This window comes from Leptolyngbya sp. PL-A3 (genome assembly GCF_039962325.1).
Taxonomy (GTDB): Bacteria; Cyanobacteriota; Cyanobacteriia; order Elainellales; family Elainellaceae; genus Vacuolonema.
This window is the reverse complement of record NZ_JAMPLB010000004.1, coordinates 113,920-129,750: the sequence shown is the minus strand read 5'-3', so window position 1 is coordinate 129,750 and position 15,831 is coordinate 113,920. Positions and strand designations below refer to the sequence as shown.

At 52.3% G+C, this 15,831-nt stretch carries 11 protein-coding genes and 1 other RNA gene; 6 read left to right on the top strand and 6 right to left on the bottom strand.

All coding sequences use genetic code 11. The features are described from left to right. Nucleotides 1–49: 49 nt before the first annotated feature. The 3 genes from NDI52_RS05315 to dnaK all read right to left on the bottom strand — a co-directional run bounded on the left by NDI52_RS05315 (nt 50) and on the right by dnaK (nt 4,949). On the bottom strand, nt 50–1,834 hold the full coding sequence (locus tag NDI52_RS05315; protein ID WP_190771769.1) for a S8 family peptidase: 1,785 nt from the start codon (nt 1,832–1,834) through the stop codon (nt 50–52). 357 nt (nt 1,835–2,191) lie between these two features. Further along, nucleotides 2,192–2,809 (bottom strand): hypothetical protein, encoded by a 618-nt coding sequence (locus NDI52_RS05310; RefSeq protein ID WP_190771768.1) that lies wholly within the window; start codon nt 2,807–2,809, stop codon nt 2,192–2,194. A 223-nt stretch (nt 2,810–3,032) separates the two neighbouring features. After that, on the bottom strand, nt 3,033–4,949 hold the full coding sequence (dnaK, locus tag NDI52_RS05305; protein WP_190771767.1) for a molecular chaperone DnaK: 1,917 nt from the start codon (nt 4,947–4,949) through the stop codon (nt 3,033–3,035). Nucleotides 4,950–5,513: 564 nt separating this feature from the next. Between dnaK and dusB the strand changes: the two genes are divergently transcribed. Continuing rightward, complete coding sequence (gene dusB / locus NDI52_RS05300) at nt 5,514–6,578, top strand: tRNA dihydrouridine synthase DusB (RefSeq protein WP_190771766.1); 1,065 nt, start codon at nt 5,514–5,516, stop codon at nt 6,576–6,578. 59 nt (nt 6,579–6,637) lie between these two features. Here the strand turns inward: dusB and NDI52_RS05295 are convergent, their stop codons facing one another. Beyond that, nucleotides 6,638–8,893, bottom strand: coding sequence for an ATP-binding protein (locus NDI52_RS05295; RefSeq protein WP_190771765.1), 2,256 nt, complete (start codon nt 8,891–8,893; stop codon nt 6,638–6,640). A gap of 227 nt (nt 8,894–9,120) precedes the next feature. Here NDI52_RS05295 and ffs point away from each other — a divergent pair. The 3 genes from ffs (at nt 9,121) to NDI52_RS05280 (ending at nt 10,348) form a co-directional block, all read left to right on the top strand. Further along, nucleotides 9,121–9,217: signal recognition particle sRNA small type (ffs, locus tag NDI52_RS05290), an RNA gene on the top strand. A 298-nt stretch (nt 9,218–9,515) separates the two neighbouring features. Continuing rightward, nucleotides 9,516–9,884 (top strand): phasin family protein, encoded by a 369-nt coding sequence (locus tag NDI52_RS05285; protein ID WP_190773303.1) that lies wholly within the window; start codon nt 9,516–9,518, stop codon nt 9,882–9,884. A 26-nt stretch (nt 9,885–9,910) separates the two neighbouring features. Continuing rightward, on the top strand, nt 9,911–10,348 hold the full coding sequence (locus tag NDI52_RS05280) for a hypothetical protein (protein ID WP_190773304.1): 438 nt from the start codon (nt 9,911–9,913) through the stop codon (nt 10,346–10,348). Nucleotides 10,349–10,414: 66 nt separating this feature from the next. Here NDI52_RS05280 and thiD read toward each other — a convergent pair whose 3' ends face one another. Then, nucleotides 10,415–11,227 (bottom strand): bifunctional hydroxymethylpyrimidine kinase/phosphomethylpyrimidine kinase, encoded by an 813-nt coding sequence (thiD, locus tag NDI52_RS05275; RefSeq protein ID WP_190773380.1) that lies wholly within the window; start codon nt 11,225–11,227, stop codon nt 10,415–10,417. Between the two features lie 233 nt (nt 11,228–11,460). Beyond that, a complete protein-coding gene (locus tag NDI52_RS05270) occupies nt 11,461–11,760 on the bottom strand; it encodes a DUF4351 domain-containing protein (RefSeq protein WP_190773305.1) in 300 nt (99 codons plus the stop codon). Between the two features lie 414 nt (nt 11,761–12,174). Between NDI52_RS05270 and NDI52_RS05265 the strand changes: the two genes are divergently transcribed. Both NDI52_RS05265 and NDI52_RS05260 read left to right on the top strand, forming a co-directional pair. Then, entirely contained in the window at nt 12,175–13,488 is a 1,314-nt protein-coding gene (locus tag NDI52_RS05265; protein ID WP_190773306.1) for a homoserine dehydrogenase, read from the top strand. A 758-nt stretch (nt 13,489–14,246) separates the two neighbouring features. Then, a complete protein-coding gene (locus tag NDI52_RS05260) occupies nt 14,247–15,689 on the top strand; it encodes a hypothetical protein (RefSeq protein WP_190789423.1) in 1,443 nt (480 codons plus the stop codon). Nucleotides 15,690–15,831 lie beyond the last annotated feature (142 nt).

The window sequence follows — 15,831 nt, the reverse complement described above, 5'->3', positions numbered from 1 at the left end:
GTCCTCCAACAACCTACTCTGTGTTCTAAGCGCGTAGGGCTAGATGAGATTATGCGTTTGAGTGAGCAGCTGCTTTTGCAGCCAGGGTTGCAATTCCAAAGCAGAGAATTGCATTGACGAAGAGGAACATGCGGGCGATCGCCCCACTTCCCAACAGCATCATCCCCGGATCAATCAGAGCGCTGATGCTCAGACACGAGGCTACCCCCAACCCGGCTCCCACCGCAAACCACTTAAGAGAGGGATGCCCCAATAGTAAGGCCACCAGAACTAGCGGAATCAATAGACTGGCCGTGAATGGATTGAGCATGGGGCTGGCCTGTAAAGCACTGCCCAACTCAGGAAGGGAACTTCCTAGCACTCGGAAGGGAGCCTGCGGTAGGTCAAACACATACAATCCCCGCAGAAAGAACAGCCCAGAACTGCCCAACACCAGGCCACTGGAAAGGGAGAAGCTAAACCAGGGAAGGTAATTCCGCAGGAGCCAAGCAAACAAGTAAGAACCAATGACCATGCCCAGCTTCGGTGGCAAAGCTACAGCTCCGCCATCCAGCCAGAAGCGTAGATTGAGATAGCCATTTTCCTTGAGCCAGCGGAAGAAGTCTCGGGGCGTGATCTGGCCCTTGAGTGCCAGCTTCACAGCTGCGTCGGCATCGAGTTGGCCGGCACCAAAATGGTTGAGTTGGTCGTCGCTGATCACGCGGGCAGATTGTTTGAGAATGTCGGCGATCGCATCCGGCTCCTCAATACCCACAGACTTCACCAGGGCTGCAACTGCGGCTACATGAGGAGCCGCCATGCTAGTTCCTTGCAGGGACAGGTAAACGGGTTCGCCAGTTTCCGGGTTAATCGTATTTTGCAGAATGCCGCCACTCAGGTCATCCTCCTTCAACACGCCACCAGGTGCGGAAATATCCACCCCGGCTCCGAAGTTGGAATAAGGAGTCTTCGATCCACTGGAGTCTAGTGCTGAAACTGCAATGACATGGGGGTAACGGGCTGGGTAATCGGCGGAATTTGCTCCAGCATTACCCGCAGCGGCGATAATCACAACCCCCTTATCGTGGGCATAGGCGATCGCCTCCTGCAACACATCGGCATCCCCACCGCCACCCAGGCTCATATTAATGACATCCGCACCATGGTCTGCCGCAAACCGAATCGCTTCAGCAATGTCGGCTACCGTGCCACCACCGCCCTGGCCCAGCACTTTTAGAGGCATCAATGCGGCTTCGTAGGCAATGCCAGCCACCCCAAGATTGTTGTTCGTCGATTGAGCAATGGTTCCAGCAACGTGGGTGCCGTGGCCGTTGTCATCGGTTGCCTCCTCCTGGTCATTCACGAAGTCGTAACCCGCCACGAACTGGGTCTGCTCCATATCAGGTACGCGGCTGATGCCCGTGTCAATCACAGCGACAGTTGTGCCACGGCCCTTGGTTTCATCCCAGGCCGGTTCGATGTTGATGCTACGGAAGTTCCACTGTTTGGGATAGTCAGGGTCGTTGGGTGCTCCTAATGCTTGATAGACGTAGTTTGGGCTAATGGATTCCGTGAGAGATTTGAGGGGCGATCGCCGCAGAGCCCGCAATGTCTCCGCATCCCCTTCCACAATGTAAAGATGATCGGCTTCAGAAAAAATGCTGTTGGGATGGGGGGTGATGTGAAATTGGTGGGCGATCGCCCCCAACTCCTGCTCCAATTCCCCAGCCGATAAATCCTCCCGAAAGTCCAACACAATGGACTCATAGGTGCCCCGATTGGCCAATCCCGAAAAACTACCCAGGGCCACCAGCAGCCCCACACAAAACAAGAAGGTGAGAAATACTTTTTTCATGGGGCAATTCCTGAGAGGGTAGTAGGGCTTAGCGCCTAACCGTAGAGTTTCCTCTCACCATAGCCCATAGTTCTACCGATCGGCAGAAGATAAATATTACTTTTGAGTGTTATTAAACTTCGCCCAAAACCCAGGACGTCAATAGCGGTGCAAAGCCATTGCTAACAACACCCTGGGTTTAAAGATTTTGCTACATACAGAAACACACCACCCAAACCTGATCCAAACCCCACAGATGCGAAGCGGCCTAACAACACCTCTGCAAAACCTCCTTGGCCAAGGGGGTCTGGGGGACGGGCCAGTCCGTCCCCCAGACGAGGGGTTTGGGGAGCGACGCGTCCCCAAGCAAGACTTACATCAACGAAAAGAGAGCTTAAAAGGCCCCAACGGTAGTGCCACAGATTTAGCTGCCTTCTTCAAAATCTGCTCAGTACTGGGCAGATTAACAAAACGAACAGCCTCTGCCGACGTCAACGTAATCTGATCGGAAGGGGGACACCCTTCAGCAGCCAGCAGCAGTAGCCGAAACCGATAGGTGTCGGTTCGATTAAAAGGTTGCAGGTTGATATCAACTTGTGACTGGGGTTGCTCAAAAGTAAGTGGAGTCAGTGTTTTGACCAGACGATGGCGATCGGGAGATTGAGCTTCAATGTAGACCATAGTTGCCTGGGATGGCAGATTAATTCCGAATTCGAAGTTATCAAAATTGTGAGGTGATTCATTCGTCATTTCGACCTGAACCACATGTAAGTCGGAATAGGGGTAAGACTGCTTTCCGTTGGAAAAGGTAAGTTGCGATCGCAGCTCTTCTGCCCCATACAGCGCGTCAAACTTGGGCAGAATATCGATCCGTTGCGCGATCGTAAATCTGTAATTGAAGTGAGGCGTGATAACGGCATAGAGAAATGCCCCAATACCGCCACTAACAAGGGCTACGACAATAAAGGGGAGAAAGTACCAGAGAGATTCCGGCATTGTAAGAGAGAAGGCGAAGCGTTTTATGGAAGATGGGCGATCGCCCACCCTACTTAAGCCAGGGTAAAAAATCCATGCATGAAGTGCATCTTTCACATGTTGGATAATCCCAGCTCAGGGTGATATGGCATACGGAATAGAAGCTCTTGCATCAAAAAAAGCACCCCTAAATGGGGTGCTTTTTTTGATGAATTAGGAAGCAGCTGCTTCCTAATTACTTGTGTTACTTGCTTTCCGAGAACTCAGCGTCGATCACATCATCTTCGCCAGAGGAGCTAGATCCATCTGCCGAACCATTGGGACTGGGGCCGTTACCCATGTCTTCGGGAGCGCCACCTGCACCTTGGTAGAGGTTGCTACCCACGGTGTAGAGGGTTTGTTGCAGCTCACCCATGAGGGATTTGATGCGGTCGAAGTCTTCCTGGGCGATCGCATCCCGCAGATCCTTGGTCATGCTCTCGATCTTGGCTTTATCATCAGCGGGCACCTTGTCACCCAACTCGCTGATTTGCTTCTCAGCCTGGTAAGCCAGAGAGTCAGCCTGGTTCTTCACGTCGATGCGCTCACGACGCTCCTGGTCAGCAGCCGCATTTTGCTCGGCTTCCTGTACCATCTGTTCCACAACATCCTTAGGCAGGGTCGAAGCACCCGTGATGCTGATGGACTGCTCTTTACCCGTACCTTTGTCACGGGCACGAACGTTGAGGATACCGTTGGCGTCGATGTCAAAGGTTACTTCGATTTGAGGTACGCCACGGGGAGCGGGAGGAATCCCATCCAGGCGGAAGGTTCCAAGGCTCTTGTTGTCGTTCGACATTTGGCGCTCACCCTGCAGAACGTGGATTTCCACGTTGGTCTGGCCATCAGCCGCCGTAGAGAAGACTTCCGACTTCTTGGTGGGGATGGTGGTGTTACGAGGGATGATGGCTGTCATCACGCCACCCAGGGTTTCCACACCCAGGGACAGCGGAGTGACGTCAAGCAGCAGGATGTCTTTCACTTCACCCGCCAGTACACCCGCCTGAATTGCAGCACCTACGGCTACAACTTCATCAGGGTTTACGGTCTGGTTGGGAGACTTGTCCAGAATGCGCTTGACCAAATCTTGAATCGCAGGAATGCGGGTTGAACCACCCACCATTACCACTTCGTCAATATCGGTTTTGCTGAGCTTAGCGTCACGCAGCGCATTCTCAACGGGGATGCGGCAGCGATCGATCAGGTCAGAGCATAGCTCCTCGAACTTGGCTCGAGTCAGGGTGGTATCCAGGTGCTTTGGCCCATCCTGAGTTGCCGTGATAAAGGGCAGGTTGATTTCTGCCTGAGTCACGCTGGACAGCTCAATCTTGGCTTTCTCCGCAGCTTCCGTCAGACGCTGGAGGGCTTGCTTGTCCTTGCGCAGGTCAATTCCTTCTTGGGATCTGAAGGACTCGGCCAGGTAATCCACGATCTTCTTGTCGAAGTCATCACCACCCAGGTGAGTATCCCCAGAGGTGGCCATTACTTCAAACACGCCTTCGCCCACTTCCAGAATGGATACGTCGAACGTACCGCCCCCTAAGTCAAAAACCAGGACGGTTTCGTTGTTTTTCTTATCCATCCCGTAGGCCAGGGATGCAGCAGTGGGCTCGTTGATAATCCGCAGTACTTCAATCCCGGCAATCTTACCGGCGTCTTTGGTAGCCTGACGCTGGGAGTCGTTGAAGTAAGCAGGAACCGTGATAACGGCCTGAGTTACGGTTTCGCCCAGGTACTTGCTGGCATCTTCGACCAGCTTGCGCAGCACCTGTGCCGAGATTTCTTCAGGGGCGAATTGCTTGCCTTCGGCGGTGCAATCCAGCTTAACGTTGCCATTGACGTTCAGCACCTTGTAAGGAACTTCCGTGGTTTCATGGGTCACTTCGTCGAAGCGGCGACCAATGAAGCGCTTAACGGAATAGAAGGTATTTTCGGGGTTGATTACAGATTGCCGCTTGGCGATCTGCCCGACCCGACGTTCCTTGGTCTTGGGGTCGAAGGCAACAACCGAGGGAGTGGTGCGAAAACCTTCTGCGTTAGCGATGACGGTGGGCTTACCCCCCTCCATCACGGCGACGCAGGAGTTCGTGGTTCCCAGGTCAATTCCTACAACTTTGGCCATAGTGAATGGTGCTCCGGTTTCTGTGGTCTATGTGGATTTGGGTTCGTCCAAATACTTTGGAAGTTGCACCGCCCTCGGAACGGGTCGAGCGATCGCAAGAAGCCGCAACTTAATTCTTTCTATATACTGTGTGCGTTTGCGCTCAACGATGAAGGCGTATTTACCGAACAACCAAAGGGACGGTTGAATAAGGGGGCAAACTAGGGTACGACTCAAGCGGCCTTGAATCTGCCGTCAACTTTTTAAGTCTACGCACTCTTTACCCCGTTACCTGGTGGGGAACCGTATAGGAATGGGTAGGGGTTGCCGCCAGAAGTTTATGAGATTGGATCAGTAGCAGGCTACAGCAACTCTCATTAATTCTCATTTTGAAATCAGGCCCGAGAACCGCGCGCCATGGGCGCGCGGTTCTCGGGCATCAAAGCCAAGAGTTCACGCCCGTAGGGCGTGAACTCTTGGCTTTGATGCCCATACTGAGAATTGCTGAATAGGCTACTCATCTAACCACCGGCCCTCAACAAAGCAGTAGAATCGTAAAGCCACTCACAAGCGATCGCCCACACTATGGTTACGCTCTCTCCCGTACTGAAAGCCCGTCTGGCTGGCCCATTGAACATTGGTTCTGTGCAGCTTCAAAGCCGGGTACTGCAATCGCCGTTGTCGGGAGTGACGGATCTGGTGTTTCGACGGTTAGTGCGACGGTATGCACCCGACTCGATGATGTATACCGAGATGGTGAACGCGACGGGGCTGCACTACGTCAAGCAGTTGCCAATTTTGATGGAGATTGATCCGGGTGAGCGGCCTATCAGTATTCAGCTATTCGATTGTCGGCCTGATTTTTTGGCAGAAGCGGCACAGAAGGCCGTAGGGGAAGGGGCCGATACCGTGGATCTAAACATGGGCTGCCCAGTCAACAAGATTACCAAGAACGGGGGTGGCTCCTCCTTGCTACGCCAGCCGGAGCTGGCAGCAGAAATCGTGCGTTCCGTTGTGGCAGCGGTCGATGTGCCTGTGACGGTTAAAACCCGGATTGGCTGGTGCGATAGCGAAATTAACGCGGTTGAATTTGCCAAGCGTATGGAAGACGCCGGGGCAAAAATGCTCACGCTCCATGGTCGTACCCGTGCCCAGGGCTACAACGGCCCGGCGCGATGGGAGTGGATTGCTCGGGTAAAAGAAGTTCTTTCCATTCCGGTGATTGCCAATGGCGATATTTTCTCGGTGGAAGCGGCTGTGAATTGCCTGGAGCAGACTGGGGCAGATGGGGTGATGTGTGCCCGAGGGACGCTGGGCTATCCCTTCCTGGTGGGCGAAATTGACCACTTCCTGAAGACTGGAGAGGAGCGAGTCCCTCCCACCCCTGTAGAAAAGCTGCAATGTGCCCGCGATCACCTGCAAATGTTGTGGGAGTACAAGGGAATACGGGGCATTCGACAGGCGCGCAAGCATATGACCTGGTATGCCAAAGGTTTTCCGAATGCGGCAGATTTGCGGGGGCGGTTGGCCGTGATGGAGTCTCTGGAGCAGGGATTGGAGTTGTTGGATGGGGCGATCGCCTACCTCAGCACCTACTCCTGGCCTGAATCGGACAGCACTCCCGACATCCGCGAACTCGCTCAGGTGTAACAATCCTGCTGGGTAGCCGCTTGAGCAGGCAATACCTTCCTCAAGTAGCCACCCCAATCTTAAGCAGGCCTGGATTGTGTTACCGGAATTTCAATCACAAACTCGACCCCTTCCCCAGGTGCGGAGAAGCATTGCAAAGTGCCGCTGTGCTTCTCGGTCACAATCTGGTAGCTGATAGATAGGCCCAAGCCCGTCCCCTTGCCGAGGGGTTTAGTGGTAAAAAAGGCTTGAAATAAGTTTTGCCGGGCAGAGGGGGTGAGCCCTGGCCCATTGTCGGCAATACGAATTGTGACCCAGTTCTCCTGGAGCTGTTCTGTCACAATTCGAATTTGGGGAAGCCAAAGCTGCTCCTCAGAAGGTGGGCATTGCGTGAGCTTTTCTTCTAGAGCATCGATCGCATTACTCAACAAGTTCATAAATACCTGATTGATTTGCCCAACGTAGCACTCGACAGGTGGTAGAGGTCCGTACTCCTTCACCAGGCGAATTTCGGGATGGTCGGCCTTGCGCTTGAGCCGATTCTGCAAAATCATCAACGTACTCTCAATGCCTTCGAGCAGGTCAACGGCCTTGATTTCCGATTCATCCGTTCGCGAAAAATTCCGTAAGGATTTGACGATTTTCTGAATCCGCTCGGCTCCCATGCGCATCGAGCTAAGCAGACGGGGCAGATCCTCCTTCACAAAATCCAATTCGATGGTGTCGATGTGTTGAGCAATCACGCCCCCCGGTTCTGGATACTGCTTCTGATATAGCCGAATCAGCTCCAGCAGGTCATCAATGTAACTTTGGGCGGGATCCAGGTTGCCGTAGATGAAGTTGACGGGGTTATTAATTTCGTGGGCAACACCGGCCACCAACTGGCCCAGGCTCGACATTTTTTCGCTCTGCACCAGTTGGGTCTGGGTGCATTGCAGTTCGTTCAGAGCCGCTTCCAGATGCTCAGTTTTTTGGCGGAGGGCTGCTTCGGCTTGCTGGCGGTTCCAGGTTTCCAGGGCCAGGCTTACAAAGTCGGCAAGGGACGCCGCAAAGTTTTCCTCCTCCATAGTCCAGGTTCGCGGTTCGCCTTCATGCTCCAGACACAGCACACCAATCATTTCACCGCTCAGCCAGATCGGGGCATCTAGCAAGCTAGTAATACCCTGAGGTTTGAGGTAGGTTGTGCAAAATTCATGGGTACGAGGATCCTGGCAGGCATCTACCACGGCCAGCAGTCGGGCAGAGGCGAGTGCTTTGAAGTAGTTCGGATAGTCAGCCGCAACTAAATCGATGCCATTGCTGTGTTCCTGGGTTTTCTGGGTGTAACACTCGGTCAACCGTAAGACCATGCCCTCTTCGGCAAACAGCCAGATCCCGGCGATCGCCACCGGCATAGCTCGACAGGCGACCTCTGTAATCTCGCGCAAATTGGCGTGCAAATCCTCCTGCGCCCGAGTCTTACTCCTGACCAGTTGACCCAGAGCCTGGCTATAAGTTCGCAGGCGTTCTTCAGCCTGACGTTGGGTTTCCCTTAACTGCTCCCGCTCGGTAACGTCATTGGCAATGGTGAGCAAGTACTGGGGCGTCCCATCCACATCCACAATTCGTGTTTGCCAGGTTTGTAACAGCCGTAATTTACCCTCTATCTGAGTCTCTTCCACAGGAATGTGGATGATGGCATCACTCCGGAGCGCCTGCAAATCACGCTGTCGCCGGGCCTTAGCAATGGCCTGAGGAAACACGTCAAACCCTGTTCGTCCCAGCACTTGTTCGGGCGAGAGACGAAATAATTTTGTGGCTGTCGCATTCCAAAGAACGAACCGGAAGTCTGTGGCATTTTTGGCGATCACAGCGACCGGCAGGTTTTCAAGAACCGATTGCAAGAACCGTTGAGTCATTTGTAACTCTGCTGCCGCTTCTTGCTGTTTAGCCTCTAAAACTTTGTGGGCAGTAATGTCAAAGACGAAGCCCTCTAATGCCTCAAGCTGGTGCTCCGTCCAAACTCCCTGCCCCTGTTCCCAAACCCATTTTTCCTGCCCACCCACATCTCGAATTCGGTAGACCAGTTGGAAGGGATGGTGCCGTTCGAGTGCCTGTTGCACGGCATTCCAGATGCGATCGCGATCCTCAGGATGAATCAGGCTGGCGTAGGAAACCTCCTGGTTCTTAGTCAGTTGTTGAGGATGGTAGCCCGTTAGGGCAAGGCTGCCTGAACTGACATAGTCCATAGACCAGGCCTGATCGTTAGGGCATCGGTAAACCATCCCAGGAAGGCTACTGAGCAACCGCGTCAGGGAGACGGGGTTATCTGACGCAGATTGATTGGAAATGCTCATGGACTTTACTAATCGCCAGGAGTCAGGGTCAGAGGACGGGCTGGATATTAAACGAATTATGGCTTATCCTTCCCAGAAATAAAGATTCGTGACTACCAAGCTGGAGAATTAGGAAAAAATTTAATTTATGAACCTGATTTGTAAGGATTCAACAGTATGGGAGGGAAATTGTCATAGAAGGTAGAGCGATCGCCCCACATGCTGGCATAACGTGTTATTCTTAAATTGACTCGGACCCATGCAGCTTCGACGCCCAAATCTTGTCAGGACCGGAAGGTAGCAGCAATACGGGATGCTCGACGCAGGCGTGGACTCCGGGTCTTTTGGTTTTAAAGGGTGTAAGGCCATTCCGCCCAGTACCAACAGGCTTTTAATAACTTTTAACTGCACGGCATGGGGGGTGTGGCGCGCACGCGCCACACCCCCCATGCCGTGCAGCTGTCCTGGTTTGGATAGTAGATGGGTTAGTTCGGTTTCCTGAACGTTTCTCCCCATAGGCAAAGAAGCATGTATTTCCTATGCTGGAAGCGTGGGCGAGCTAGCAAAATAGAGTAACCACCGTTTTCTCTGTATTCAGCAAAGGCCCATTCTTTATTGTTTCGTTAATAGGAGTATATGGACGATGCCGGGATTCGGAGATCTCGTCCAACGAGCATTTTATTTAGGAGTGGGTCTGGCCTCCTATGCGGGAGAAAAGGCCGGAAGCACCCTGGCAGATTTGCGATCGCAAGCCCAAAAGCTGGCGGATGAAATGGTAGCTCGGGGGGAAATTACCGCCGAGGATGCCAAACGCATGGTTGATGAAATGATGCGGAAGGCTCAGCAACCGACCGCTTCAGAACCGGGGTCTGCCTCAGAACCTCGACGTATCGAGATTCTAGAAGACGAGGATGGGCCGTCCGCATCAACCCCTCCCCGACCAGAGGCCGACAATTTGCGTCAACAGGTGGAAAAATTACAAGAGGAACTGCGGCGACTTAGCCGTGAGTAAGGGGGCCGTTCAGCCGGATCAGACCCATGGATAATTGGCAACAGGATTGGGAAAAAATGCTAGAAACCATTGCGCGGGATGTTGAGCAGTTTTTTGATGATGTCGCCCGGGGGGTTGACGAGGCGGTAGAATCCCTGGCCGATTTTTCCGAAGCGGTTATGGAGCAGGTCGAGGAGGCGATGATGCCACAACTCGATGTGCTGGAACGGGAGATGTATGGCTGGCTTGACCCCTTTTTGGAGTTGGTAACAACCCTGGAATCCTCGCTGCTAGACACTACAGCCCCCATTACCCAAACAGTAGAACCCATGTTTAATGAGCATCCAGCCTGTGTTGGTTGCCGCCATTACCATGGGCATGCCTACAACGGCGTTATGTTTGTCTGTGGCATGTATCCCTACGGTTGGGAGGGGGAAAAGTGCCCGGATTGGGAATCGACCTGGGGCGACCCTCCTCAGAACTAACGATCGCCTTGAGAGAAAATGTGCGCTGTGTTAATCACGGCGCACATTTTTATTGGAAAACGATCGCTATAGCAGCGCGTAAAAATGACCTACTGGCCCCTGTCCGTGGCCTATTCGCAGAGAATGACGCAGGGCTTCAGTAACATACGCCTTGGCCTGCTGAACGGCGCTAAGAAGAGGATGCCCCAGGGCAAGATTGGCTGCGATCGCAGCGGACAGAGTACAGCCGGTTCCATGGGTATCTGCCGTGTCCACGGTTTCGGTCTGTAGGATTTCCAGGCGATCGCCATCAAAAAACACATCCACGCCTCGTAATTCGCCATTCATGCCGCCGCCTTTGACCAGCACGGCATGGGCTCCCAGGGGTAGGATTTTCTGCGCAGCCGTTTTCATATCCTCCAGGGTTTGAATTTCCAGGCCACTAAGCATTTGGGCCTCGTAGCGGTTGGGGGTGAGGATGTGGGCCAGGGGAATGAGATCGTGTCGCAGTTTGGCGATCGCTTCATCGGCAATGAGCTGAGCTCCTGTTCGCGATACCATGACTGGATCAACGACCAGGTTTGGCAAGTGACGCTCGGCGGCCTGCTGGGCTACGGCGGCAATAATGTCTGAGTTCAGTAACATCCCCGTTTTTACAGCCTGGACACCGATGTCATTCAACACAGCGCCGACCTGAGCGGTAACCGCTTCGGGTGGGAGTGCATCTACCCGTGTTACACCTTGAGTGTTTTGCGCGGTGATGCAGGTAAGGGCGCTAGTACCATGCACTCGATGAAAGGCGAAGGTGCGTAGGTCAGCCTGGATGCCAGCCCCACCGCCACTATCGGAACCTGCAATGGTCATGGCGATGGGAATGGAAGAATCAGGGATAGCAGTCATAACGGTGCGGAATGGGGAAACAATCGGGCGATCGCTCCTTTGCATAAGTGGAGCAGCCTTTTTGCAGTGTAGTGGATTTGCAAACCCCCAGAGGTGGCTGATTTTATTTCTGGTAGGGCGTGACCCTACGCTCGCCAATTAGAACAGGTTCGTTTTGAAAAGCGGTGCTGAGTAAAGCTTTTCAAAACGAACCTTCCTGGTTTTAATTGCAGCCTACAAGACAGCCGTACGCTCTAACGTGCCCGTTGTTTTAACCAACTTTGTAAGTCAGCCAGAGATTTTAAGTGAGATGACTGGCGAGCCAGGGCTTGCAAATCTGAAAAGGACAGCCCGGCAATCCAAGCCTGTAATTCATGATCCAGCGAACCGAACTGTTCCTCTAAACTGATGTAGAGGATGTTGACAGCACCGTGAACCTGTCCTCGCCGCATGCCGTCGTACTGGCCTTTGTGAAACCCTTCTTGGTAAGAATGGCGCAACTGCTTCTGGAGCCAGTGCTGCAGTTGCTCACGAGACAGATACGTTCCGGTCATAATACAGGGAAGTGACGAGGGGTGTAGCATACAGCACGTCAGCATTGGGGTGGCAGATTACCACCATTCGACTCAATGGCTTGTTGCTGTGTACTGTTGATGTATTTCTAACTACAACGGCGCACTTTTGCGCTCCGGAACAATACTACAGTTGTATTATTTTTGCTCCACCCATTACGCCCTGATAGGGATGGGATGTGGTGAAAGGGGGACGAAGTGCCCCTTTCACCACATCCCATCCACACATCTGAAACAGGACCACCTATCCGCAACGCAATGGGTTGTGCTTTCTAGGATAGATTCCTAGAACCGAACCTATCCCTCCTACAATATGGAAGCGGAATTATGACAATTTTTGAGGGCCGGGCACCCGGTACTTAAAAATCAAATTTAAGAATAGAGGCAGGTTAAACGGTGACATTTAAGGTTGGTTTGTTGGGCCTTGGGACAGTTGGAGCCGGAACAGTACAAATTTTGCAAGATCTCAACGGGCGGCATCCTCTATTAGGGGAAATTGAGCTGCATCGAGTGGGCGTACGTTCCCTCGACAAACCGCGTCCGATTTCGCTCCCGACATCCCTCCTGACCACTGACCTGGAGTCCATTGTGAGCGACCCTGATGTGGATGTTGTGGTGGAGGTGATTGGTGGCCTGGAGCCTGCGCGATCGCTCATCTTGAAGGCGATCGCCCACAAGAAGCACGTCGTTACGGCCAACAAAGCAGTGATTGCCCGCTACAGCGACGAAATCTTTGATGCCGCTAATGAGGCTGGCGTTTACGTCATGATCGAGGCGGCGGTCGCGGGGGGCATTCCTGTGATTCAACCCCTGAAGCAATCCCTCAGTGTCAACCGAATCCACCGGGTGATGGGAATTATCAATGGCACCACCAACTACATCCTGACGCGAATGCAGCGGGAGGGGGCTGACTTCGCAGCGGTGCTGGCCGATGCTCAGCGGTTAGGCTATGCCGAGGCTGATCCTACAGCAGATGTAGATGGCCTGGATGCGGCTGACAAAATCGCGATTCTGGCGGCTTTAGCGTTTGGCGGCCGGGTAAAACTCCCCGAGGTCTACTGCGAGGGCATTCGCAACATTAGTGCCAGCGACATTAGTTATGCCGACAAACTAGGGTTTGTGATCAAGCTCATTGCCACGGCGCAGCGCGAAGCATCCCCAGAACCCAACGATCCAACCGACCATCTGCAAGTGCGCGTTCATCCTACGCTCTTGCCCAAGGTGCATCCCCTTGCCAGTGTGAACGATGTCTATAACGCCATTCTGGTAGAAGGGGAGCCGATCGGCCAGGTCATGTTCTTTGGGCCTGGTGCAGGCATGGGGCCGACAGCAAGTGCGATCGTGTCCGATATTCAAAACATTGCGGCGTTGCTAACATCTTCGGGTCAACAGGTATGGCCGTTGCACCCCTTAATGGCCTGCATTCATGAGCATTACTGCACCATTAGCCCCATGGAATCGCTAGTGACACGGTTTTATGCCCGGTTTCTGACTCGGGATCAATCCGGTGTGATTGGTAAAATTGGAACTTGTTTTGGAAATCACGATGTGAGTTTGGAATCGATCGTTCAGATCGATTCTCAAGATCAATTAGTGGAAATTGTTGTTGTAACCCATGATGTTCAAGAGGGAAATTTCCGTAAAGCACTGGAGGAGATCCGGCAGTTTAGTGCCGTAGCTGAAATTCCTAGCGTTTTACGAGTTTTGTAGGGAGTTGTCACAAAGCCTATATCGACGAGAGAGGCGGGGCATAGCCCCGCCTCTCTTTTAGGTAAGTCTTACACCAAAACCTAAAAGGATAATTTTGCGTCGCGTCGTGACGCAAAATTATCCTTTTAGGTTTTGGAAAGATGTGAGTAGACGCTAGCTGGCGATCGCTATGGCAATTTTTACTCGGGCGAAGCGTCGTTTATTCGGAAAGCTTCTACACACTCGCTATGCTTCACTGGGTAGAGAGATGTTACGGGAAAGATGTGCTACTGCGATTATGTTTGTAACTGTATTGGCTAAAGGACTATACCCCTAGTATAGGTATCAAGATTAGTTGAAAAAATGGATTTTATATTTGATTTGTTTGGGCTAAGAAGAGAGTTTTAAAAATTTTTAAGCCATTACAGGTAAGAGTTTATAAAAATATTATCTTTCATTCTATCTTTGTGTATAAAAATATACTTCTTTTGCGAAGAGATCAGTCCGTAAAAGGCTTTTACGTTTTTTTTCTATCTTTGGGCCTATCTCCTTTTACGGTCTAAATCCCTTATAATTCCGGGTGAAACTACGGTTAAGGAATCCATTGGAAATAACTTGACCACTCGGAGGCATAAGCCTTCGGATTTGTTTCTTTGTGCTATTTAAGGTCGTCAACTTATTTCTACAAACTGCTTCAAGGAAAGCTTGAAACAGACTGTACTAAGCAGGCAAACAGTTCGTTAACTTCGAGCTTTTTGTATTCATTGAGGTGGAGGAGTATGGTGAAATTTGATTTTCTTTTCAAGCAAGCGCTCGTTGCCATGGGTTTATTGGCTTCAGCGCTGATGGTAGGTCAGGCTGGTGCGTTGGCTGCAACCCCTGAGTCTGAAGGTAGTACTGCAACGTCTCAGGCGGGAATGTTGGTGCAGGAGGGAGCGATCGCCCCTACCATCCCAACGGGAATGGCTACTCCTCAGCCCACCAAAAATTGGGATGCAGAGGTCTCCAGTGCTGCTAACCCCACACAAATCGCCCAGGCAGTAGACCCCATGGATTCCGGAACCATGGATGCCCCCATGAACGAACCGGAACCTGGGGCTCCCAGTATTACTGAGTCAATGGGTTCGCCTGTCGTTGCAGACGAGCCTATCGTTGCAGACGAACCTGTCGTTGAGACGCCTGCTCCCTTTGCACTGAACGAAGATAGTGCAGCGGCAGTCGACTTAGAGAGCCCTGCTAATCAAGAGCCAGCCAGTCTTTCCACAGACGAGCCGAATACCCTACAGCTCATTCAAACTCAAGATGGGACTGAAATCGCCCAGCGAGTAGGAACCCGTTACCGTTACAACTTCATCGGGATTGGCCCCAACGTTGGCATTACAGGGGATACCGCCATTGGTGACACGAGTTTTGCGATCGTCAGTCGATTCGCCGTTACCCCCGCCTTCTCGGTTCGTCCAGCAGTCTTCATTGAAGATGATGTCAGCATTCTGCTGCCTGTAACCTACGACCTTCCCATCTCTGGTCCCGGTGGAATTGCTCCCTATGTGGGCGGTGGTCTCACTCTAAGCACAGGTGATGACTCTAATCTGGATTTGCTCCTATCCGCAGGGCTTGACATTCCCCTGAATGAGAACTTCGCCATTACTGCAGGTTTGAATGCGGCTCCTTTTGATGAGTTTGACCTGGGAGTGTTTGCAGCAGTGGCTTACACCTTCGGGGGCGTCATCACTACGGATGATGCTGTCGAAGCTAGTCTCTCCGAAGCCGAATCGGAAGTTGAAGAAACGGCTGCGGAATTAGGGCTATCCAGCCGCCGCAATAATCCCAGCTTTATTGGAGTTGGCGCTAACTTGGGAATTGGTGGCGACACAGCTCTGGGTGACACCAGCTTCGCAGTCGTAAGCAAAATTACCGTTGCTCCATCTATTTCGATTCGTCCGAGTCTGCTGATCGAGGATGGCGTGTCAGCTTTGGTTCCAGTGACCTATGATTTTGATGGATTCTCAACTGAATTTCTCTCGTTCTATCCCTTCATTGGAGCAGGAACAGCGTTCTCCTTCGATGATGACGATAATGAGTTTGACCTGCTATTAACCGCTGGGGTCGATATTCCGATTACCTCGAATTTGGCCTTCACATCGTCCGTTAACGCTGGGTTACTCGATAGTTTTGATATCGGTGCTCTGCTCGGTATTGTGTATACGTTCAGTTCCTTCTAACACGGCGATCGCCTATTGTGTGAGGACAAGAAGAGCGGGTAGAAGATGACGTCTACCCGCTCTTTTGATAGGCCATCAGAAGGCTTTTATTCCATAAAGAAGGGGCAGATGCAAAGCATCTGCCCCTTCTTTATGGAATTAG

Bases quoted from the DNA above. Each gene is read 5' to 3' on its own strand.
- NDI52_RS05315 (WP_190771769.1), bottom strand. From the start codon at position 1,834: ATGAAAAAAGTATTTCTCACCTTCTTGTTTTGTGTGGGGCTGCTGGTG.
- NDI52_RS05310 (WP_190771768.1), bottom strand. From the start codon at position 2,809: ATGCCGGAATCTCTCTGGTACTTTCTCCCCTTTATTGTCGTAGCCCTT.
- dnaK (WP_190771767.1), bottom strand. From the start codon at position 4,949: ATGGCCAAAGTTGTAGGAATTGACCTGGGAACCACGAACTCCTGCGTC.
- dusB (WP_190771766.1), top strand. From the start codon at position 5,514: ATGGTTACGCTCTCTCCCGTACTGAAAGCCCGTCTGGCTGGCCCATTG.
- NDI52_RS05295 (WP_190771765.1), bottom strand. From the start codon at position 8,893: ATGAGCATTTCCAATCAATCTGCGTCAGATAACCCCGTCTCCCTGACG.
- NDI52_RS05285 (WP_190773303.1), top strand. From the start codon at position 9,516: ATGCCGGGATTCGGAGATCTCGTCCAACGAGCATTTTATTTAGGAGTG.
- NDI52_RS05280 (WP_190773304.1), top strand. From the start codon at position 9,911: ATGGATAATTGGCAACAGGATTGGGAAAAAATGCTAGAAACCATTGCG.
- thiD (WP_190773380.1), bottom strand. From the start codon at position 11,227: ATGACTGCTATCCCTGATTCTTCCATTCCCATCGCCATGACCATTGCA.
- NDI52_RS05270 (WP_190773305.1), bottom strand. From the start codon at position 11,760: ATGACCGGAACGTATCTGTCTCGTGAGCAACTGCAGCACTGGCTCCAG.
- NDI52_RS05260 (WP_190789423.1), top strand. From the start codon at position 14,247: ATGGTGAAATTTGATTTTCTTTTCAAGCAAGCGCTCGTTGCCATGGGT.